Source organism: Planococcus sp. CPCC 101016 (assembly GCF_007859295.1).
Classification (GTDB): Bacteria; Bacillota; Bacilli; order Bacillales_A; family Planococcaceae; genus Planococcus.
This window is the reverse complement of sequence record NZ_VOHB01000002.1, coordinates 239,819-261,288: the sequence shown is the minus strand read 5'-3', so window position 1 is coordinate 261,288 and position 21,470 is coordinate 239,819. Positions and strand designations below refer to the sequence as shown.

18 protein-coding genes are annotated in these 21,470 nt (G+C 46.9%); 2 read left to right on the top strand and 16 right to left on the bottom strand.

Annotated features, from left to right (window positions below):
• Nucleotides 1-82 precede the first annotated feature (82 nt).
• The 3 genes from FQV26_RS01225 to FQV26_RS01215 form a co-directional block, all read right to left on the bottom strand.
• Nucleotides 83-1,396 carry a sulfatase family protein gene (locus FQV26_RS01225; protein ID WP_146555560.1) on the bottom strand — a complete coding sequence of 438 codons (1,314 nt, stop codon included), beginning with the start codon at nt 1,394-1,396 and terminating at the stop codon, nt 83-85.
• 46 nt (nt 1,397-1,442) lie between these two features.
• Nucleotides 1,443-2,387 carry a formylglycine-generating enzyme family protein gene (locus FQV26_RS01220; protein ID WP_397430212.1) on the bottom strand — a complete coding sequence of 315 codons (945 nt, stop codon included), beginning with the start codon at nt 2,385-2,387 and terminating at the stop codon, nt 1,443-1,445.
• A 224-nt stretch (nt 2,388-2,611) separates the two neighbouring features.
• On the bottom strand, nt 2,612-3,682 hold the full coding sequence (locus FQV26_RS01215) for an aldo/keto reductase (protein ID WP_146555559.1): 1,071 nt from the start codon (nt 3,680-3,682) through the stop codon (nt 2,612-2,614).
• A 392-nt stretch (nt 3,683-4,074) separates the two neighbouring features.
• On the opposite strand from FQV26_RS01215, the gene abc-f reads away from it, so the two are divergent.
• Nucleotides 4,075-5,709, top strand: a complete 1,635-nt coding sequence (abc-f, locus tag FQV26_RS01210; protein WP_146555558.1) for a ribosomal protection-like ABC-F family protein — start codon at nt 4,075-4,077, stop codon at nt 5,707-5,709.
• A gap of 107 nt (nt 5,710-5,816) precedes the next feature.
• On the opposite strand, the gene FQV26_RS01205 is transcribed toward abc-f, so the two are convergent.
• From FQV26_RS01205 to FQV26_RS01175, 7 genes are all read right to left on the bottom strand, one after another.
• Nucleotides 5,817-7,046, bottom strand: coding sequence for an ABC transporter permease (locus FQV26_RS01205; RefSeq protein ID WP_146555557.1), 1,230 nt, complete (start codon nt 7,044-7,046; stop codon nt 5,817-5,819).
• On the bottom strand, nt 7,039-7,971 hold the full coding sequence (locus tag FQV26_RS01200) for an ABC transporter ATP-binding protein (RefSeq protein WP_146555556.1): 933 nt from the start codon (nt 7,969-7,971) through the stop codon (nt 7,039-7,041). The genes FQV26_RS01205 and FQV26_RS01200 overlap by 8 nt, the downstream gene beginning before the upstream one ends.
• A gap of 31 nt (nt 7,972-8,002) precedes the next feature.
• Nucleotides 8,003-8,848, bottom strand: a complete 846-nt coding sequence (locus tag FQV26_RS01195; RefSeq protein ID WP_146555555.1) for an ABC transporter ATP-binding protein — start codon at nt 8,846-8,848, stop codon at nt 8,003-8,005.
• A 3-nt stretch (nt 8,849-8,851) separates the two neighbouring features.
• Complete coding sequence (locus FQV26_RS01190) at nt 8,852-9,241, bottom strand: GntR family transcriptional regulator (protein WP_315898428.1); 390 nt, start codon at nt 9,239-9,241, stop codon at nt 8,852-8,854.
• A gap of 15 nt (nt 9,242-9,256) precedes the next feature.
• The gene (locus FQV26_RS01185; RefSeq protein ID WP_146555554.1) at nt 9,257-9,979 is read right to left on the bottom strand and encodes a hypothetical protein; all 723 of its coding nucleotides are present in this window, start codon (nt 9,977-9,979) and stop codon (nt 9,257-9,259) included.
• A 180-nt stretch (nt 9,980-10,159) separates the two neighbouring features.
• Nucleotides 10,160-10,468 carry a TIGR04104 family putative zinc finger protein gene (locus FQV26_RS01180; protein ID WP_146555553.1) on the bottom strand — a complete coding sequence of 103 codons (309 nt, stop codon included), beginning with the start codon at nt 10,466-10,468 and terminating at the stop codon, nt 10,160-10,162.
• 14 nt (nt 10,469-10,482) lie between these two features.
• Nucleotides 10,483-10,752: a hypothetical protein gene (locus tag FQV26_RS01175; RefSeq protein WP_146555552.1), complete on the bottom strand. Its 270-nt coding sequence runs from the start codon at nt 10,750-10,752 to the stop codon at nt 10,483-10,485.
• Nucleotides 10,753-10,916: 164 nt separating this feature from the next.
• Here FQV26_RS01175 and FQV26_RS01170 point away from each other — a divergent pair, with 164 nt between their 5' ends.
• Complete coding sequence (locus tag FQV26_RS01170; RefSeq protein WP_146555551.1) at nt 10,917-11,735, top strand: aldo/keto reductase; 819 nt, start codon at nt 10,917-10,919, stop codon at nt 11,733-11,735.
• 323 nt (nt 11,736-12,058) lie between these two features.
• Here FQV26_RS01170 and FQV26_RS01165 read toward each other — a convergent pair whose 3' ends face one another.
• The 6 genes from FQV26_RS01165 to FQV26_RS01140 all read right to left on the bottom strand — a co-directional run bounded on the left by FQV26_RS01165 (nt 12,059) and on the right by FQV26_RS01140 (nt 21,147).
• On the bottom strand, nt 12,059-14,047 hold the full coding sequence (locus FQV26_RS01165) for a glycosyl hydrolase 53 family protein (protein WP_146555550.1): 1,989 nt from the start codon (nt 14,045-14,047) through the stop codon (nt 12,059-12,061).
• A 350-nt stretch (nt 14,048-14,397) separates the two neighbouring features.
• Nucleotides 14,398-16,461, bottom strand: coding sequence for a beta-galactosidase GanA (locus FQV26_RS01160; protein WP_146555549.1), 2,064 nt, complete (start codon nt 16,459-16,461; stop codon nt 14,398-14,400).
• Between the two features lie 37 nt (nt 16,462-16,498).
• Entirely contained in the window at nt 16,499-17,338 is an 840-nt protein-coding gene (ganQ, locus tag FQV26_RS01155) for a galactooligosaccharide ABC transporter permease GanQ (protein ID WP_146555548.1), read from the bottom strand.
• A 2-nt stretch (nt 17,339-17,340) separates the two neighbouring features.
• Nucleotides 17,341-18,597, bottom strand: a complete 1,257-nt coding sequence (gene ganP, locus FQV26_RS01150; RefSeq protein WP_146555547.1) for a galactooligosaccharide ABC transporter permease GanP — start codon at nt 18,595-18,597, stop codon at nt 17,341-17,343.
• Nucleotides 18,598-18,705: 108 nt separating this feature from the next.
• The gene (gene ganS, locus FQV26_RS01145; protein ID WP_483878909.1) at nt 18,706-19,983 is read right to left on the bottom strand and encodes a galactooligosaccharide ABC transporter substrate-binding protein GanS; all 1,278 of its coding nucleotides are present in this window, start codon (nt 19,981-19,983) and stop codon (nt 18,706-18,708) included.
• A gap of 171 nt (nt 19,984-20,154) precedes the next feature.
• Nucleotides 20,155-21,147, bottom strand: coding sequence for a galactan degradation operon transcriptional regulator GanR (locus FQV26_RS01140; protein WP_146555546.1), 993 nt, complete (start codon nt 21,145-21,147; stop codon nt 20,155-20,157).
• Nucleotides 21,148-21,470 lie beyond the last annotated feature (323 nt).

The window sequence follows — 21,470 nt, the reverse complement described above, 5'->3', positions numbered from 1 at the left end:
ACCGGAAAACGAAAAACAAAATTCTTCAGCCGAAAAAATTCTGAAGAATTTTGATTTGTCTCGAGGCTTTGCAGATTCGAAATTAAGGTTTGTACACGCGTCCTGACTGTTTTTCTTGTTCCCATTCTTTTGCTTCTTGCCCTTCAATAGAACCCGACAGCAACTGATCGTCCGTATCAACCATCCACTGTTCCACTTTTCCACGCAGTTCTGCCAAGATGTGCCGGTGTTCCTCCAGCTCAGCCAGATTGTTCTGCTCTTGCGGATCCGTCTCCAGGTCGTATAATTCCTCCTTGGTGTTGGGAACGTAATAGTCGTTCCGCACCACTTGCCCTGAAAGGCTCTCGTGAATATCGAAGGGCAGGTATACTTTAGGACCGTCTTCAAAATTTCTTATGTACTTGTATTTGGCGGTCCTTACGCCTCGCATGGGATGATAGCGGTCATGCCACGTCAGTTCGCAGAAGAAATGTTCGCGTTCTGTATAGCTTTCCTCTCGGATCAACGGCAGGAAACTCCGTCCATCAATCCCAGCGGGAACTTCTCCGCCTGCAATATCCAGAAGAGTCGGCATCAAATCAATATTGCACAAGAGTTGTTTTTGCCTGATTCCTTTTCTGTCCATTCTTTTCGGGAATTTCATGATCAACGCCGTTTCCAGACCTGCATCCGTCAACGTGCCTTTTGCTCTTGGAAAAGCAATGCCGTGGTCCGTCGTATAGATCAAGAGCGTGTTTTCATCTAACCGGGTATCTTCCAATAATTTTCTTATCCTTCCGATTGCGCGGTCCAGTTCTTTAACAGAGCCTTGAAATTGGGCAATGTCTTGCCTGACTTGCTTCGTGTCCGGCAAATACGGCGGAACTTCCACTTCATCAATGGGATCCGGTTCAAAATCATCAAAAGGGCGGTGTGTTTCTTCAAATCCAACCGAAGCATAAAAAGGTGCTGCATCGCCGGCTTCCGCTCGTTCAAGCAAAAACTTCTCCACTTCATCCGTCACTTTTTCTGCTGCATTTCCTGGAACTTTGACTACTTGATCGTAGCCTAATTTTTCCCCTTCATAAATTCCGTCGATGGATTCATGGAAAAAACCGAAAAGCCAGGTAGCGTAGCCAGCTCGTTTCATTTCTGAAGGAAGTGTTTTGATGCCCGCTTTCATTGTATGCCCTAAATGGGTCAGGCCGATCAATCCATGATTATGTCCGTATTGCCCAGTTAGGATACTGCCCCGGCTCGGACTGCATTGCGGCTGCGTGCAAAAATAATTGTCAAACTGGATGCCTTCTTCTGCCATCCGGTTCAGTTCCGGCGTCTTCACTTTGCGTCCATAGCTTTCTAAATGCCTTCCTGTATCATGCGAAATGACCAGGAGGATATTCGGTTTCCCTGTCATATTGGCGCCTCCTTTTTTTGTATTATCTGGCCGCTTCACGTCTTCTTTACACATCAGCTGCGCATCGAAAGCCGATGTTCCCTGCAGAACTATCGCTCGTATTGGAAGACCGAGCCGCTACCCGATACCTATTGCAGTAGGAGTCGTGGCATAAATAGGAACCGCCGCGCATGGCCTTATCTTCTTCGGCCTTCATCTGGCCGACTGCCGGGTCTCGCAGTTCTGTAAATGCGTTCGAACACCATTCCCATACATTTCCGGCCATGTTATAAAGGCCGAACCCGTTTGGCAAAAAGGAAGATACAGGAGCCGTCCCTTTAAATCCGTCTTCAGCCGTATTGGATGTCGGAAACCTTCCTTGCCAAATATTGCAGAGATGCTCGTTGTTGGGGTTCAGCTCATCTCCCCATGGATACCGCTTTTGCTCTAATCCTCCACTTGCGGCATACTCCCACTCGATTTCATCGGGCAGCCGCTTTCCTGCCCATTCACAGAAAGCGTTCGCGTCTTTCCAGGATACATGGACAACCGGATGATCCATTCGGCTGTCTATTTCGCTTCCCGGTCCTTCCGGCTGAAACCAATAAGCGCTCTCTACCGCACACCACCAAGGCGTATTGGCTACTTGCCTGACAACCGCCTTGAGGTCAGAAGCTAGAAACTGATAAAAGACGAAAGACCAGCCGAATTCTTCCGCTTCCGTTTGATAACCGGTTTCCTTGATAAATTGCTTGAATTCTTCGTTTGTCACAGCTGTGCTGTCCATGTAGAACGGCGCTGCCTGCCGCTTTCGTATAGGACCTTCGCAGTCTGCAGGATGCCCTTCTCCGCTTTCCGTTCCCATCAAAAATTCCCCACCGTTAATGAAAACCATTTTTTCTTTAAAGCGGATTTCTTTGCGGGTCGGCAGAGAAACCTCCGTCTCTCTAGCGGTTTCTTTCAGCTGCCGCGGCTTGCTGGGCGAACAGCAGGGTTTTGCCAAATGGTCCACAAAACTTCCCCTCCCGTTTCCATCATCAATCAATTCACATTGTAAACGTAGATCGTCAGAATTGAAAGTTAATTAAAAATGCACTCTAGGTCTGTTCCGAATCAATTCCTTATCTTCTCATTTTCTGCTTGTTTCAAATCAGGAAGATTTTTTGACGAAAGAACAACAAAATGCACCGAACCCGTAACTGGGTTCGGTGCATTCTCTTTATTTGAAACTGGTTGTCATTCATCTATCCCCATCGACTTCTTGTAGCCTTCCAAATACGTCTTCTCAGACGAACTGCTCATGTCGAACGAACTCATGGCGCGGTGCCAATTCGGATAGAGCGGCACTGGACGTGCAACAGATTCGATCCGGTCATGCTCGTCTTGAGTCAGCTTGATCTCGAACGAAGCAATGTTCTCTTGAAGCTGCTCTTCGTTGCGGGCCGCGATGACAATCGGCCCGACGTTCGGACGGTCCCGAACCCACGCGTAGGCAATCTGCGGCACCGAAGCATTGTGGTTGGCTGCGACTTCTTCCAAAGCATCAATCACTTGATACAACCGCTCTTGATCCTGAACCCATGGCTCCGGCCATCCGCCGCCTTGGCGTGTGTTCTCAGGCGCTTGCTTGTTGCGCCCAATTTTGCCGTTCAGCAGTCCTTCACCAAGCGGACTCCAGATCATTGAGCCGACACCGAGTTCTTTTCCGGCCGGAAGCAGTTCGTATTCCGCCTCCCGCGCTTCCGGTGTGTAATAGATTTGCTGGGTGATGGGCGGAATGTTGCCGGACTGCTCGGCAACTGAAAATGTTCTGGCCAATGCCCAGCCGCTGTAGTTCGATACGCCCCAATGGCGGATTTTTCCGGACTTCACCAAGCTGGTCATCGTTTCCACAGTTTCTTCGATTGGCGTCTGCCCGTCCCATAAGTGGACAAAGTATAGGTCAAGATAGTCCGTACCCAAACGCTCAAGCGACCCTTCGATGGACGTCAGAATGTTGCTTCGCGACGCTCCTCTAGCGTTAGGGTTATCCCCCATCGGAAAGCCTGTTTTTGAGGTCAGCAAGAGTTCGTCGCGGCGCCCCTTGATGGCTGCACCCAATACCTTTTCTGCATCCCCTTTCGAATACAGATTCGCTGTATCAAACATATTGATACCCGCTTCAAGCGACATGTCGACCATACGACGCGCTAGCTTTTCATCGATATTTCCTGCTGCTTCAAAACCGTTTGTTCCACTGAATGGCACGGTCCCCAGTATGTACTTCGGAACACGCAAGCCTGAGTTTCCTAAATAAATATATTCCATGATTGCCTCCTTGTGTAGACGAATTGTTTTTTATATTAGACAATACTTGGTTACCCTTTGGCTGCAAGGGCAAAACGGATGCTTTTCCATATTTTTGAAAAACGCCCCCAAAGTCTTCATGTTTTCTGCTGTAAACGGGTTAACTCCTGTGCTATACTGACCTTATCAAACGACAGAAAGGCTGATGGGTGGACGATGCGCAACTAATCTTGTTTTAGCGGCTGAAATTTATAATTTCAACTCACGCAAAATAGGATTAGTCTGCCCACATCCAAAAAACTGTCGAGCCATTATACATTGATGGCTTATTCGATCGGGCACCATACGGCTAATCCTTCCAAATTTATTTGGGAGGATTTTTTAGTTCTCCCTGAATTGAAGGGAATGATTGGATGAAAGAACTGTTGAAATTACAGGATATCGGCTTTGAATTGATGGATACGGTGATTTTTGAAGAAGCTAACGCCAGTGTCCAACAAGGCGAAGTCATCGGCGTTATCGGCAAAAATGGAGCTGGCAAGTCAACCTTGCTTCGGCTGATAGCTGGGGAGTTGGAGCCATCAACAGGAGAGTTCCACTGGCTCCAACCGAATATTGAAATCGTCTTTGTGGAACAGGAAACGGAAACACACTCGTTCAGTGAAGTTACAGCTTCCGAAAGCGCATTGCTGAAAAAATGGAGTGTGCCGGAACACGACTTCCCGCTTCTCAGCGGCGGCGAAAAACTGAAAGCCCGGCTTTCCGCTGGTCTGGCCCGGAACGCCCAACTGCTGTTGCTGGACGAGCCGACCAACCATCTGGACAACGACAGCATCGAGCTCTTGCTGGCACAAATCCGCAATCATCTGGGCACCATCATTCTGGTGTCGCACAACCGCCACTTTCTGGATGCGGTTGCGACGAAAATTTGGTCGCTCGAAAACCATAAATTGATTGAGCACAGCGGCAATTACACCAGCTACATGGAAGCGCGCCAGCAGAAACGACTGACCCAGCAGCGCGAATACGACAAGCAGCAAAAGATGGTGGAGCGCATCGAATCGCAGATGGACGTGCTCACTTCCTGGTCGCATAAAGCCCATGAGGAATCGACCACGCAGGAAGGCTATAAAGAACATTACCGAATGAAAGCCAAACGCATGGACAAGCAAGTCAAATCCAAGCAGAAGCGGCTGGAAAAAGAGTTGGACAGGATCCATGCGGAAGCGCCCGAGCCGGAATACGAAGTCAGCTTCTCGATGAACGCCACGCATAAAACCGGCAAACACTTTCTCGAAGTGAAAGGGCTGTCAAAAGCGTTCGGCGGCAAACTGCTGTTTGAAAAAGTGAATTTCATTATTTTGCACGGTGAGAAAGTCGCCATCGAAGGCGCAAACGGAAGCGGCAAGACGACTTTATTGAAAATCCTGCTCGGACAGGAATCTGCGCACGGCAGTGTTTGGATGTCCCCTTCTGCGAGCATCGGCTACTTGACGCAGGAAGTGTTTGACTTGCCGCTCGAAAAAACGCCGGGTGAGCTGTTCTACAAAGAGACGTTCGAAGCGCGCGGCAAAGTTCAGAACTTGATGAAGCATCTCGGCTTTACGGCAGCGCAGTGGAAAGAACCGATCGGCGCCATGAGCATGGGCGAACGCATCAAGTGCAAACTGATGGTCTATATTCTGGAGGAACGGGATGCCCTGATTCTCGACGAACCGACCAACCACCTCGACTTGCCGTCGCGCGAGCAGCTCGAGGAAACGCTTGCGCAGTATACAGGCACCCTGCTGGTCGTCTCCCATGACCAGGCCTTCCGGGAAAAAACGACCACCAGCAAACTGGTCATTGCGGATCACCGCATTGAGAAACAACTCGACGCACCTGCTTCTAAACGGGACGAAACTGAAGAATTGCTGATGCGGTTAGAAACGGAACGGCAGGAAGTATTGGGGAAATTGAGTTTTATGACAACGAAAGATCCTCAGTATGCAGAGCTTGACCGGCGGTTTATTGAATTGACTAGGGAGATTAATGGGTTAAAATCTTGACCAGTACCCGAAAGAAAGCTGATTGACCGTTGCCAATATGTACGCAAAAAGAGCCGCTCCTATAAATTTTAGGAGTGGCCCTTTTTCAATTGAAAGGATGCATTTTTCTAAGCGCGTATCCATTTCCAGATTTCACCCGGTGTTGCATTTTTTCCGTACATCAAAATACCAATCTTGAATATCTTCCCGGCCAGCTTCATGAAGACCCAAACACTGACAACGAGGATGGCCAGCGCGATGATGATTTCAACCCACGGCCACTCTTCCAAGAGCGACAAACGGAGGATCAATATCGCTGGTGATGTAAACGGAATATACGAGCCGATTTGCGCCCATATGCCGCTTGGGTCACTGAACACCGGTCCAACGAAAATCAACGCGGTAAACGGCAGCATCATGATCATCCCCTGGAAGTTTCCAGCTGTTGAAATGTCTGCCATCGTTGCCCCGATGCCGACGAAAAGAGCTGCATACAGCAAGTAGCCCAGTATCGCAATGACCAGCATCAACGCCAGTTCCGGTACGAATAAATATTCAAGTATCGGAACATCGATTTTCCAGACAAGAACCGGCAGCACCAGTACGATAAAGACGATCACCTGAATGATTCCGAGCACAAAATACCCGATAATTTTGCCTTGCATCAGCTCACCCGGCGTCAGTGAAGACAAAATGATTTCAGCGATTTTGTCTTTTTTCTCCTGAGACGCACTTTGGAAGATTGCCATGCCGGTAAAGACGATCGACAGCAAGACGGCTGCCGCAAATATGCCCGGCACGATGCTCCTTAGTAAATCTTCGTCCATCCCTGCGCTCGCTTCGGTTTCTGCTGCTGCGCCGGCAGAAGCGTCTTCAAACACGACACCTTGGGCAATGACTGTCGCTTCTTCAGGCGTCAATCCGAGCTCTTCGATTTGCATCGCCTGCAAAGGAGCCCCCAGCAGCTGCACTTCATTCATGAAAAGGGGACTGATTTCCTCGCTTTGGTAAACCGGCAAGACGCCTCCGTCGAATGCCCGCTCATCGATAAAGACATACGCACTGTTTTCTTCAGATTCGAGTGCCCCTGCAGCTTCCTCTTCTGAAATATCGGTTGGCTGCAGTTCCCATTCGGCTCCAGCTTGCTGGACTGTTGCCTCCAGATCTTCATAGACGCCCAGCTGATCGTTGACGAATACCGTTGTCGACACTGGGTCCTCATCCGAGTTGTTGAACAAATCGGGTATAAGGTAAAATGCCAAAAACAGAATAGGCGATATAAACAAGCCGATCAGGAATGTTTTGTTTTTCATATTCCGTTTGATTTCCCATTTGGCGACTTTCTTCGTGTTACGCATCCAAATCACCTTCTCTCTTCAAGAGATTTTTATCTGTTGCGATGTCGATGAAGATTTCATGCAGGGAAATCCGGTCGATGGATAATTCCTGGACATCCATTTCGGCAGGCAGATTTTTCAGCCACGTGGCCGGCTGTACATCTTTCGACAAGTACAGCACCGCCGATTCTTCGGTTTGCTCGACACGCTCGACTTCAGGCAGGCTTTCCAATAAACTCCGCTCATTAACACCGTGGATTGTGCATTTGAAATTGGCGTATTGCTTTTTCACGTCATCCAGCGGTCCGTAAATCACTTTTGTGCCGCGATGAATCAGGAACAGTCGATCGGCCATTTCTTCAACCAGATTCATTTGATGCGAAGACAGCAAAATTGCCGTGCCGTTTTGCGCCAAGCCACGGATTTCGTTTTTGAACAATTCCTGGCTGACGGGATCTAAGCCTGAAAAAGGTTCATCAAGAATCAAGAGTTCCGGTTCATGAAGAATAGCGGCGATAAACTGGACTTTCTGCCCCATTCCTTTTGACAACTCTTCCACCGATACTTTATCTTTTCCTTCCAAGTCGAATTTCTTCAACAGTTCCAGCGCACGTTCTTTCGCACGGTCCAGCGGATAGTCTTTCAATTCCGCTAAATACAACAAAATATCCATGACTTTGACGTTTTTGTACAAGCCCCGTTCTTCCGGCAAATAGCCGATTTTATTGCGGGGAATTTCTTTGTTTTGGTTGTTCTGGAATGTAATGCTCCCTTCATCGGGATACATGATGCCCATGATATTGCGGATCGTGGTTGATTTCCCTGCGCCATTTGGTCCCAGAAGCGCCATAATCTCCCCTTTTTTCACTTCAAATGAGATATTCGCTACAATTTTTTTATCTTTGAAAGACTTTCCTAAATTCTCTACGGCCAGCATCGTTTCCACTTGCGCTCATCCTTTCTTTTTCGAGATCGGGTTACTTGAGTAGCATGTCGATAATTTCCTCTAAATCCAATGCGGCATGGTCGATTATACGGATGTTCTCGACCGCAAAATAATGTTCTGCAGCAGCCGGATCAGCGGATACAATTCGCTGGCGGTCTCTCGACACTTCTCCAGGAACAGAACCATCAGGTGTCTCGTCGAGCCAGTAGCGCCGGTAGCTTTCCAGCAGCGTTTCTTTTTCGTAATGGCCAATCGCCTTGCCCTCCCTCATGACGAAGAGGTAATCCGCCAGTTTCCGCAAATCATCTGTCTGGTGGCTGGCGATAATGATGGCCCGCTCTTCCGCCTCCATCCAATCGATCAACAGATCCATGAAGTAGCGTTTGGACGGGATGTCCAGAAACGCCGTCGGCTCGTCCAGAATCAGTACGTCCGTATTTCGCGGCAGCGCCAAAGCCAAGCTCAGCTTCTGCTGCATGCCTTCAGACAGTTTTCCAAACCGTTTATCCAGCGGGATATCGAACAGCCTCACTATCCGCTCAAATAAGGCTTCATCCCATTTCTCATAAAAAGAAGAAATCATCTTTTTCAGCGTCGTGCCGGTATAAGCATCCCACCCGATGATCTTTTGGGGTTGAAAAGCGAGCTTCCGTTTCCAGCTTTCGTCTTTGCCATCCACGGGTTTGCCAAAAACCTCGATGCTGCCCGCATCAGCATTCGCTAAATTCATGACCAGTTTCAGCAGGGTGCTTTTTCCTGAACCATTATTGCCGACCAGTGCGGTGATCGTCCCCGGCTCGATCGCCAAACTGATCGGCCCCAGCTGAAAATCGTCCATGCTTTTTTGCAGACCGTTTATTTCTATCCATGAAGGCATCGCTTACTCTCCTTTCTTCCGTTTTTCCAGAATTGCATGGAAAATCGCTGTCATTTCTTCATCACTGTAGTCGTAGCTGCGAGCAGTCTCGATGGCCCGTTCGAAACTTTCAGAAACCGAAGCCGTTTTCACTTCCTGCTTCAATACATCTTTTATTTCCGCTACGTAGGTGCCTTTGCCGTGTGCCGTTTCGATAAAGCCTTGCGCTTCGAGGTCCTGATAGGCTCGGCGTATCGTGATGACGCTGATTTCAAGGTCTTTTGACAGGGCCCGGATGGAAGGCAGCGGCGTACCGGCAGTGAGATGGCCGCCTGCAATCAATGCCTTCAATTGCTTTTCAATCTGATGGTAAATGGGTTCACGCGATTCTTTGGATAAGCGTATCGGCAGCAAGACCAGGCCCTCCTTTCATAAATAATCCGCTTTTTCGATATCTTTTTTCATGACCCTTTGCCAGTAATTCCATCCCGCATAGATGATCAGCAGGGAAACAACTATGGACATCAGCGGCCAGTTTTGAGCCAGCCCGATCGTCCAGTAAATCAGGCCTTCATCTGCCAACCACTGAAAAGCGGCATAGAAAATGGCAATGCCGAGCACAAGATAAATCATCGACTTGGCAAGTAGTTTCGTATCGTATGTTCCCCCTGCTTCACTTGCCGCCATGGCAAAACCTGCTGCAACTGAGACGGCCAGCCAGATGATGAGGAAGGCCATATAGCTTAAAGGCGTGATCATCTCCCGAAAAGCGGGAGACACTGCCAACAACATGACCAATAAAATCAGCTGGTACGGGAAAGAATACACGCTGTGGATGATAAAGCGGCTTTTGACGATAACCGCTTTCGGAACCGGCAGCTGCTGGAGCATGATGACTGCGGGTACTGTCCATAAATCCCCGTCCATTTTCTGCATCTGGAATATTTTCGGTTTCATCCAGGCCGGAAACATGATGAACAGCAGCAAAAATAATAAATCGAAAGCATAGAAGTTTTCTGTCAGGTAAACATCAAATGACGATATGCAGACAAAGCCGACAGCTGTATAAAAGGCCAGCATAAGCAAAGAACGTTTCATCCTCGCCTTCAATTCAAAGCCGGCCAGCCAATATGCTTGTTTCCATGTATGCATGGGTAATCACTCCTCTTCTACTGTTCCACTGTGTATATTCACATACACAGTAACAAGTTTTTTATGGAATTGTCAATCTTTTCGAGAAAAAGTTATAAAAAAAGCTTTGCGGCAAGTTGGATCAACTTGATGCGAAGCATTCTTGGTTGTCGGAGTATTTTATTTTTTGGGTGCAGCTTCTCACTTTAATAGCCCAGTTTCATTGTCGTTGGACAGTTTCATAAAGAACGGATACACAAATAGGGCAGCCAAAATTAACGTCGGCGTAAGCAAAATAAGGTCCCATCCATCTAAATCGAAAATCATTGATGATCCTATAATGATGAAAGCCGGCAAAAAGCTGAAGACCCCAGTTAGCTTTCTGGACTTCGGGACAATGTATTGCGTTTCCCCGCAATGGGGGCAGTTTACTTTATTCGTAAGTTTCAACGTGTTCAGGACAATGGTCTTCCATGTCCATTTTCGTCCGCAATTTTTACAGTTTGGCATCCTTACACTCCTTTTTATCGTGGATATTTTGCACCATCTACTTGCAGGTAGCGGGTAAAATAAGCGCCGATGATCAGCAATGCCACGGTCAGCGCCATAGTGGAGACTCCAGGAAAGCCCAACCAATAGCCCGCTAGATTGACTACGCCAATCAGCAAAAAGCAGATCGAAGTCACCAGGCTTTCGGGATCTGTGGCAGGCGTTTCTTTCATTTTCTTGAAGATTTTATTGACTGCAAATCCTGAAAGGATGAGAAGCAGTACAGTTGCGATAGTTGGCCACATGTTCAGCCCCCCTTTATTTTCCTGTTTCTTTATTTACGATTCAGAGAACCGGAAGTTTCGTCCTTCGAAACTTTTACGATTCAGAGAATTCTAAATTCTGGATTTTCTTTCTAATAAAGACGTACAATAACGAAGAACGATAAGCAAAGGGAGGACAATTTTCTATGGCAAACGACAAAGTTTTCACGTTCCACAATGGGGTAGAAATTCCAGACATCGGATTCGGCACTTGGCAGATTCCAAACGAAGAAGCTTACGAAGCAGTGACAACTGCATTGAAAAATGGCTACACGCATATTGATACGGCTTTGGCCTACAAGAACGAGGAAAACGTCGGAAAAGCGATTAAAGATTTCGATATTTCCCGGGAAAAGGTCTTTATCACCAGCAAACTCCCGGCGCAAATCAAAGGCTACGATGTAACATTGGAAGCTTTTGAAGAAACGATTTCGAACCTTGGTGTTGATTATCTGGACCTTTATTTGATTCATGCACCGTGGCCATGGGATGAAATCGGCAAGGACTGCACAGAAGGCAATATCGAATCGTGGAAAGCGATGGAAAAGCTATATAAAGACGGCAAAATCCGCGCAATCGGCGTCTCTAACTTTTCGGAAAGTGATATTCAAGCACTTCTCGACGCCTGCGACATCGTGCCGATGGCCAACCAGATTCCGTTCTATATCGGCCGCGACCAACAGAGCCTGCTGCAATTCTGCAAACAACATAACATTGTGGTAGAAGCCTATTCACCGCTTGCAACCGGTCAGATCTTGAGCAGTCCTGAAATCAAGGAAATGGCTGAAAAATACGGCGTAACGCCTGCTCAATTATGTATCCGTTATTGCCTGGAGCATGGCACATTGCCGCTTCCCAAATCAACAAATGAAGAACGCATCATCGAAAACAGCCAACTGGACTTTATTATTTCTCCAGAGGACGTTCAAAAGCTTGATGCTTTTGAAGATGTTCGCGCAACGTGATATAAAAAAACCGCCAATGGGCGGTTTTTTCTTTATTTATGAAGTTTTTATAAAGATTAATTGAGAAAATCAGATGTTCTGGCTGCTGATATTCCCAGAAAATTGGATATACAGTCCAAGTTGACCAAAATACAGTCCATTCGGCGCCGAATACTGTCCAAAAGAGCTTGATTACTGTCCAAACAATCCCTTTTACCAGCCAAACTCAATTTCCACAACTAAAACTAAATGGAAACAGTTTGCCCAGGCAAACTGCCTCTGTCCGTGAGCAAAACCCGCTCACTCCCGACACTCGCTCTCCAATTTCCGTATTGGACTTTCATTTATTGATTAGCTGCACCAGTTTCTTGTACTTGGTACAACGAGAAGTCGTCCAAACTTCCCCAAGCGCCGCCATCCGCTTTCACACTGCCACCAATCGTCACTGTTCCGTCTTCCACAAGAATTCCTTCTATTTCTGGCTGACTCCAGTTGGCCCATCCGTTTACAGAAGTGTTCATTGTGTAACGTTGGTCTGTTGTTTCAGCGTAAATGTACATTTCAGAATTGTGGGCATCTCCGCCTTGTACAAAGGCTGAAAGTTTGTAATATCCTGGCTCCAAGCCTGTAATGGTTTGTTCAGCTTGGAAATCTACTGCGCTTGCTGAGTAGAAATGCAGCGAATAGTTGCCGGATTTGGCGTCTGACGCTTTGTTCTGGTAGCTTGTGTGAGCAAGAGACCCATTGCGGTAAGTGATGTTCCACATGCTTCGGTCACTGCTTTCAAATCCTGGGTTCTTGACGAAGTTTTCCGGGCTGATCTGCAAATTCGCATTGACCGTCTGGCCGCCTTCCAATTCTCCTTTGATTACGTAACTGCCAGCTCCGTTATTGATCGCCTGCTGCAGTGCTTCATCATCCCAGGTAACGGAAGCTGACCCTTCGCTTCTGTCGTTGTAAGTGACTTTCACCGTTTCAGGCAAGACGATAGCGTCTCCTGCCACAACAGAGATGGTCAGATCTTTCACATCATCAATTTTCACAGGCGCTGCCGCACCGGTCTCCAAATACTTGAAGACATTTAGCGACGGCAACGGACGGCCGTTAAAATCGAACAGTGCCTGATTGTCTACTGCACTACCGCCATACCATTCACCGGCATCTTCAGGATCGTATTCCGCAGCAAAGCTTGTCGCCCAGCCTGAACCGTATTTTTCCCAAATCATTTTGCTTTTCTTCAACTTTTTGTCTGGTGCTACTGGGATCCAGGCCGGTTCCCAATAAAAGACTCCAAGACCCGCCTCTCCTGTTTTTGCCACAGCTGCCGCTACATCTCTGACTGCATGTGCCTGGCCTTGAACAGTAATTGGATAATTCAAGGTTTGACCAGAACTTTTCGGCGCCGTGTTTCCGTGGCCATCGCCGTCTTCTGCCGTATAAGCATAGGAAGTTTCCGCCACCATTACTTTTTTGCCGTACGTATCAGCGACATTTTTGAGGACCGTCGACAGATTTGTTAAAGTGCCATGCCAGAACGGATAATAGGAGCTGGCAAATACATCGTAGTCCACTTTATTGTCTTTAAGAGTTTTTGCGATTGACGCGTATCTTCCCGCTGTTTCGGGATTAGTGAAATGCAATGCTACTAGAATCTCGGAGTCAAGCTCTCTGACTGCCCGGCTTCCTTCATTGAATAATTGGCTCATGTTTTTCCAGTCTTTTTCTCCAGCCATAGCGCCGTTTGTTTCATTTCCAATCTGTACCATGCCGATGTCAATGCCTTCATCTAACATCGCCTGGAGACTGTCTTTAGTAAAGTCGTGAAGCGCCGTTTTCTTGTCTTCAAAGTTTAGGTTTTTCCAAGCTTTTGGTGCCTGCTGCTTGGCAGGGTCTGCCCAGAAATCCGAGTAATGGAAATCCACCAGCACCTTCATGCCATTTGCAGTGGCTCTTTTGCCGATTTCAATGGCTTTTTCGACATCGTTATTGCCGCCGCCATAACCTCTACCTTTCGAATCATACGGATCGTTCCAAATTCGCACCCTGACATAGTTGACGCCGGATTGCTCCAGTGTCTTGAAAATGTCCTGCTTTTTCCCAGCTTCGTTGTAGAATTTCACCCCGCTGTCTTCCAGCGCAAGTATGCTGGACACGTCGACTCCTTTAATAAAATCGTCATCAATTCCAGGAACGCGTTCAACGAAGATATCCGCCTTTACCGGTTCCGGCTCTGCGGCCATTGCGGTTGTATTGCTTAAACCAAGTGAACCCATGACCATGACAGCTGCTGATGCAGCTGCAAGCGTCGCTTTCCATTTACCACTCTTTTTCATCTTCTTCCACTTCCTTTGATTTATTGTCAAAAAGGAGTTTGTAAAATCCTTTTATAACCGGGAACAGGTAAACTTTTTCAAAAAGCACCCGCTTAACAGATTACCTATTAAGAACGGGTGCCAGTGACAGTTATATAAGAGATTTTCTATAATTACATTCTGTATTTCAGTTGTTATCACAACACTAATTCCCAGACAATTGGACATACGTTCTATAAAACTCTAAATACTTTCTGTTTCATGCGAAATACTTTCCAAAACCGCTTTCTTACTTTCCAAAGCAGTCCAAATACTTTCCAAAGGGTCTTTTTATTAAAAAACCTCATTTTCCAGCAATAAAACCCTCTTCCTCAACTATTGACCGCCAAAATCCGCACTTCATATTTCGCCAATGCCAACTCGCCTGATAGATCCTCACCCGTCAGCAAGTCTTTCGCTGACGAATCGATCGATACAGTTTGCTCTTGTTCCGTGAAATTCATGACGAACGCATAATTGGCATCTGCATCCTGGCGTACTTGGACCGAAACACCCGGACCGTGCGCAACACGAAACACCGGTTGAAGCGACAATTCATTGATCATTCCTTGATAGAAATCGCGGTGGAACTGCTCCTCCAAACGGCCGCCAATATAATACGCCTGCCCTTTTTTATAACGGTTGCTTGTCACGGCTGGAGTCTCAGCATAAAAATCCTGTTCGTAAGTCCCGACCACATCCGCCGACCGATTTACCAAAACTGTCGCGTAGTCCGTCAGTTCGTAGGAACGCCCGCCGTAATGGACCGCATTCCGATCGCTTGAATACAGCGTATCGGTTTCAACCGGGTTGATGCCGAATACATCCTGCAGATCTTGGTGCCAGCCGCCTAAATACGTTAGGTCATACTCGTTGACGACGCCGCTGATATAAGTCATCACCACGGTGCCGCCGTCTGCCACAAAGCGCTTCAATCGGGCAATCGTCTCTTCGCTTGCCAAGTACAGCATTGGTACTACGAGCAATTTATAACCCGTGAAATCCTGTTCTTTTGTAATGACATCGACCGGGATATCTTGCTCCCAGAATGTCCGGTAATGCTCCTGCAAAGTTTGCGGATAAGACTTCGTCTCGGTTCCGTAGCCTTGGGCATGGTTGAGCGCCCAGTTGCTTTCCCAGTCGTACAGAATGGCGACGTCTGCCGGGCGATTGGTTCCGACCACTGGGGACAGCTTGCCTAAGGTCTCGCCGACTTTGGATACTTCTTTAAAGACGCGGTTTTCCGCGCTGTTGTCATGATCGACGACCGCTCCGTGAAATTTTTCCGAAGAACCGCGCGATTTCCGCCATTGGAAATACAGGATACTGTCTGAACCATGAGCCACCATCTGCATTGAAGACAGCAAATGCATGCCCGGTCGTTTAGCTTTGTTGACCTTATGCCAGTTGACAGCGCTTGGCGTGGATTCCATCAGCAAAAACGGCTGTTGCTTCAAACTCCGATATAAATCGTTGATAAAGCCGACTTTCATCGCGAGATTTGCCGTCGTTTCCCAGTCGTTATGCCAAGCCGGGTATGCGTCCCAACTGATGACGTCCAAGTGCTTGGCGAATTTGCTGTAATCCAAACTTTGGAAAGGAATCAAATCATGCGTGTCTGCCATGAAATTGGTGGTAATCGGAATCTCCGGCGTCAGCTCCCTGATCGCTGTCACTTCATTTTCAAAGAAAGAAATCGTCTGATCTGTCACAAAGCGCTTCCAATCCAAATTCAGGCCGTGAACCATGCTCTCGCCGATCGGAGACGGCGATTCGATTTGCGACCAGTCGCTGAACGTATGGCTCCAGAATGGTCCCCACCAGGAATCGTTCAAAGCTTTCAAATCGTCCGCGTATTTCGCCTTCAGCCAATTTCTGAAAGCATCCTGGCAGCGATCGCAATGGCATTCGCCGCCGTACTCATTGGAAATATGCCACATCAGCAATGCGGGGTGCTTGCCGTAGCGTTCCGCGAGCAGCCGGTTCATCTGAGCCGTTTTTTCGCGGTAGACCGGTGAAGTGAAGCAATGGTTATGACGGCCACCATGCAATTGCTGGACGCGCGCTTCGTCGACCCGCAATACTTCCGGATATTTTTGCGACATCCAGGCTGGACGCGCCCCGCTTGGAGTCGCTAAAATGACGCGTCCGCCAATGCTGTGAATATTTTCGATGATGTTGTCCAACCACTCGAAGTGGCACTGGCCTTCTTCCGGTTCAAGCGTGCTCCAGGCGAAGATGCCCAACGAAAACGTGTTGCTGCCTGAAAGCTTCATCAATTTCAGATCTTCCGCCAAAATTTCAGGGTGGTCTAACCATTGGTCAGGGTTGTAGTCTCCCCCATGCAGCATAAAGTTTGCCGAGGTGGTATAAGTTTTTTCATTTTTATTCATAATGTTCTCCTTCCAGTGCCAGTCACTGCAATTTTAGCTGTCAGCCTTTCGTACCTCCGGCCGTCAATCCTGATACAAAGTTCTTTTGCAGCAGGATAAAGATGACCGCGATCGGAATGCTGATCAGAATAGCCCCGGCGGCAAAGGTCGTAAAGCTTGCACCCATGACGTCATTCACCAGGTTGTATAGCCCGATCGGCAACGTATAGTATTCGGGCGACCGCAGAATCGTCGACGCCAGGATAAAGTCTCCAAGCGGCCCTGTAAATCCGGTCATCGCCACTACTGCGATCATCGGCTTTGATAAAGGCATGATGATCTGCAGAAAAATTCTGGTGTTGCTGGCGCCATCGATTTTGGCGCTTTCGTCCAGATCCATCGGAATGGAATCCATATAGCCTTTCATTAAATACGTGTTCAGCGGGATCAATCCGCCGATATACAGCAGAATCAATAGCCAGTGGCTGTTCATCATTCCGAGTATCTGCGCTAAAACGAAAAGCGCGATCAACGCAGAAAACTGAGGAATCATCTGCAGCAGCAAAAACAAGGTCAATGCATTTTGTCTTCCTTTAAAACGGAATCGCGAAAAGGCGTAAGCAGTAAAGGAAACACAGATCACCGCTCCAATCATTGTGAAGATGCTGATCTTCAAAGAATTTAAATACCATTGGACATACTGCAGGCTCTCGCTTCCTGCGAATAGCTCACGGTAATGATCCAAGGTCGGATTTTGCGGAATCATGGTGGTACTGATCAGACTATTGCCCGGATTAAAACTGGCACCCACCGTCCAAAGCAATGGATAGATGATGATGATCGCCATAAAAATCAAAATCGAGTGGGAAATCAAGAGACGAAAAAACTTTGCTTTATTCATCTTCAAGCCCCCTCCTTAAATGCATCGGTTCGTCTGAACTGCCAAAGCGCTATCGCAATGACAAATACGGACAGCAGAATCGTTAACGCAGCGGCCAGCGAATACTGGCTTGACTGCAAGGTCAGCTTGTAGATCCAGGAAACGAGTATATCGGTTCCCCCGGCAGTAGATTCGGGAACAGAAGGGCCTCCGCCATTGAAAAGATAGATAATATTAAAGTTGTTAAAGTTGAATGTGTATTGTGTAATGATGACCGGCGCCGTAGCAATTAAAATCATCGGCATGGTGATGTTCCGGAACTGCGCAAAAATGGAAGCTCCATCAATTCGAGCCGCTTCATAAAGATCGTCTGGAATCGATTGAAGCACACCTGTCGTCACCAGGAAAATGAATGGAAAGCCAAGCCACCCCTGCATCAGAATCAAGGCCACTTTGGTCCAGTTTTCATCTGTCAGCCATGGAATTGCATCGATGCCTACCATTGCCAAAATATCATTGTTGATGGCACCGAAGCTGTCGTTGAACAAGCCCGCAAAAATTAGAATGGTGACAAACCCCGGAACTGCCCAAGGCAGAACAAGAACGGTCCGGTAAAACTTCTTAAAGCGAAGGTCTTTTTGATTGACGAGCACCGCCATGAAAATCCCAAGAGCGACTTGCAGCGTCGAAGCGATAAGCGTCCAGATGACGGTCCAGCCAAGAACACTGAAGAAAGTCGAGCGCCAGATATCGACTGTGAAAATTTTTGCAAAGGTATCAAATCCAACCCAATCGGCTAAATTAGCCGGCGGGGAATGGTATAAATCGTAATTTGTAAATGCCAGTGCAAAACTGAACAGAATAGGAAAAATGACTGCAAAAATCAGAATGAACAGAGACGGACCGCTGATCAAATACGGGTAACCCTGTGCGATTAAGTTTTGGTAATCATTTTTCAATGAGCTTAATGGCTGATTTTCATCGCGTCGCTTGCCATTTTTGTAGGCATCCCTCAAATTCACATAGTAAAAAGCAAGACCGAAAACCGTCACGATGACGGCAATCAGACCTTCTGCCAAAAGAAAAATCGAATTGTCGCGCGGCACTTCAGTTCCAAGTGTGGCAAGTCCCCAAAATCCCATGTTCAGAAGATCTCCAAACACCAGGAAGAAGGATATCGCTATACCAAGAAACAGGAACCCTTTAATCCATTGCTTGTTATAAAACTGGCCAAATCCGGGCACGATAGATAACAATAAGGCTGTTTTACGAGCTTGCACATTCTTCACCTCTTTTTATGTATGACCGGACAAAACTCACTTACCGGTCTTTACAACAAACGGCGTCAAACAGGTTTAAGGTTTGACGCCATTTCTCGCTATTGCTGATTAGTTGCCGCTATGAGTGGCTTCAATTTGTCCTTCGATCGTTTCCACTGCTTGGTTTAATGCATCTTCCGGCTCTGCTTTGCCTGTTGCAATTGTTTGGAGAGCAGAGTCAGCTGGTGTCCACACTTCGTTCATCGCCGGAATGTTCGGTGTCAATTCTGCGAATATGGATTGCTCTGCTACAGCTTGTGCAACTTCGCTTTCAGCTACGACAGGATCACTAGCCAACGCTTCTACTGCAGGAACTTCCTGTGTTTCTTCAAAACGTGTGCGTGAATTTTCTTCATTTGCCAGGAACACCAGCAATTCTTCGGCAAGTTCAGCATTTTTTGAATAGGCGCTGACATTATAGCTCTTCACTCCGATAAACGAGCTCATGTTTTCGCCATTTTCAAGTTCGGGCAATTTTGTCATTCCAAAGTTGACGCCCGCATCTGTAAACGGATCCACATTCCACGGCCCGGAAATAATCGCAGCCGCTTTTCCTTCTGTAAAGAGCGATTCCAATACGTTGATGCCTTGCTCCCCGATGATTCCAGCTGGGAATAAGCCTTCGCTGTAGAATTTTTGGATATAGTTGGCGCCTTCAATAGACCCTTCGTTGTTCAACCCAACATCGGTCGGATCGTAATTACCTTCTGCATCCTGTCCAAAAATATAGCCGCCATAGCCGCTCATGACACTTTGTGCATAATAGATTTGGTCAAACAATGCCAGGAATCCGAACTGGTCGCCTGTTGTCGTTTCTTTTGAATAGTCGTACCACTCTTCAAGTGTGGTCGGTAATTCTTCTTCCGAAATCAAGTCTTTGTTGTAGTAAAGAATTGTCGACTCTACCGCTTTAGGCAATCCGTAGACTTTTCCGTCCACCATTTGCGATTGCATCGCCGCATCTGTATAAATGGATTGAACGTCTTCGCCCACCGCTACTTCTTTGACCAAGCCTTCAACAACTGCAGTTCCAATTTGGTCGCCTGCCATCGTCAAAACATCCGGGCCTGTTCCGCCTGGTCCATCCAGACGCAGGTCCTCAATTTGCTGTGCATAAGGCTTCTCAACAATTTTAACTGTCACGTCGTTTTCCTCTTCAAACTTTGCAACCGCTTCTTTGATCCCATCGGATTTTTCGATATCTTCCCAAACAATCAGTTCACGATCCTGCGCTTCAGCTTCCCCGCCGGAAGAACCTTCCCCGCTTTCCTGAGGTCCACATGCCGCCAAACTTAAACTCAAAGCCACTCCATTCATTAACCCAATATACTTATTGTATTTCTTCACGAACGTACACCCTCTCAAATCGTTTTCGAAACTCTCCCCACAAGTTTCTGTTGAAAGCGCTTCCTGAAAAACAATATAGCATTGTTAGAAAAAACTGTAAACAATTATTTTACTTGAAATAGTAAAAAGTTTTACGAAAATAAAAAACGACCTGTTTACCAGGTCGTTTTGTTAATTCGTACTCTTTCTCACAATTAAGTTGGCACCCAAGTACAAAGTCTTCGTACACTTCCGTTTTTCAAGCAATTGCTCCAGCAATAGCGAAATTGCGTTCTTGCATATCTCCGCCATGTCGATATGAAATGTGGTTAAAGGAGGTGACACGTATTTGGCGATGCTGATATTGTTGATGCTGACGACACTGACTCTTTTCGGTATTTGGATTCCCTGTTCATTTAAAGCTTGCAGACATCCGACAGCGATCGGGTCCGCTGCGATGAAGAAGGCGGTAGGCAGCTGATCCCCCAGTTCTTCAATGGCTTTGGTCATCAGCCGGTAGCCGTTATCCACTGAAAATCCCCTATGGCAGTAAACGTTCCGATCCTGCAGCAATCCTTTTTTCTCCATGTGATCCCGGAAAGTCTGTTCGCGAATATCCATTTCGTCCCCATCTGTATTCGGATTATGGTAAGTGCCGCCTATAAATCCGATATCCTGGTGGCCTTTTTCAATCAGAAAGTCGATTGTTTTTCGGGTGATCTGCGCTAAATCCGGCTTCACCGAATCAAAATGCTCCGGATCTGGCGTTGAATCAATAAAAACACCGTGGGGCGTCAGTTTTCGAAGATGGCTAATCTCTTTTTCCGAAAACGTTCCGACTGCGATAAAACCTTCGATGTTCTCTGGAATTTGGCTGATGCCGCCTTCAATTTTATACGTTGTCAATTCCACGTTCGAAAGCTTGGCCATTTTTTCTATTTCGATTCTCATTGTTCTGAAATACACATCTTCCAATTCTTCTCTTTCAGTTAGCCAGTACAAAAAGGCGATATTCTTCACTAGCGTTTTAACCGTCTTTTTACGGTAATTCAACTGTTCCGCTGCATCAAAAATCTTTTCACGAGTTTCTTCGGGAACAGATAGGCTTTGGTCATTGCTAAGAACGCGCGAAACTGTAGAAATAGAAAACCCGGATTTTTCACCGATGTCTTTAATTGTAGCCAATCCTTCCACCCCACTTTTATAAATAAGTTAAGTAAATTATTTTACTTAATTTTTACTCTTTTTCCCCTAAATGTCAAGTCGTTTTGGATGCGAAAGAAAATTAGCTACTTTCACCAGCTGAACACAAAATTCTCCCAACACTGATTTTATAAATTTTTCTTTTGCAAAATAGATGCGCTCTTTTTCTGACCGTGTATTTGTGTAAGCCTTTTCTTCCTTATCTTCAGACACCGTACTGAATAAATCAAGAGATGTTAGATTGTTTTAGTAAAAAGAGTATGCTATTATTATTATCAGAATATTGCGTCTAGCGTGGTATTCTA

Bases quoted from the DNA above. Each gene is read 5' to 3' on its own strand.
- FQV26_RS01225 (WP_146555560.1), bottom strand. From the start codon at position 1,396: ATGACAGGGAAACCGAATATCCTCCTGGTCATTTCGCATGATACAGGA.
- FQV26_RS01215 (WP_146555559.1), bottom strand. From the start codon at position 3,682: ATGGAATATATTTATTTAGGAAACTCAGGCTTGCGTGTTCCGAAGTAC.
- abc-f (WP_146555558.1), top strand. From the start codon at position 4,075: ATGAAAGAACTGTTGAAATTACAGGATATCGGCTTTGAATTGATGGAT.
- FQV26_RS01205 (WP_146555557.1), bottom strand. From the start codon at position 7,046: ATGCGTAACACGAAGAAAGTCGCCAAATGGGAAATCAAACGGAATATG.
- FQV26_RS01195 (WP_146555555.1), bottom strand. From the start codon at position 8,848: ATGCCTTCATGGATAGAAATAAACGGTCTGCAAAAAAGCATGGACGAT.
- FQV26_RS01185 (WP_146555554.1), bottom strand. From the start codon at position 9,979: ATGCATACATGGAAACAAGCATATTGGCTGGCCGGCTTTGAATTGAAG.
- FQV26_RS01180 (WP_146555553.1), bottom strand. From the start codon at position 10,468: ATGCCAAACTGTAAAAATTGCGGACGAAAATGGACATGGAAGACCATT.
- FQV26_RS01175 (WP_146555552.1), bottom strand. From the start codon at position 10,752: ATGTGGCCAACTATCGCAACTGTACTGCTTCTCATCCTTTCAGGATTT.
- FQV26_RS01170 (WP_146555551.1), top strand. From the start codon at position 10,917: ATGGCAAACGACAAAGTTTTCACGTTCCACAATGGGGTAGAAATTCCA.
- FQV26_RS01165 (WP_146555550.1), bottom strand. From the start codon at position 14,047: ATGAAAAAGAGTGGTAAATGGAAAGCGACGCTTGCAGCTGCATCAGCA.
- ganQ (WP_146555548.1), bottom strand. From the start codon at position 17,338: ATGAATAAAGCAAAGTTTTTTCGTCTCTTGATTTCCCACTCGATTTTG.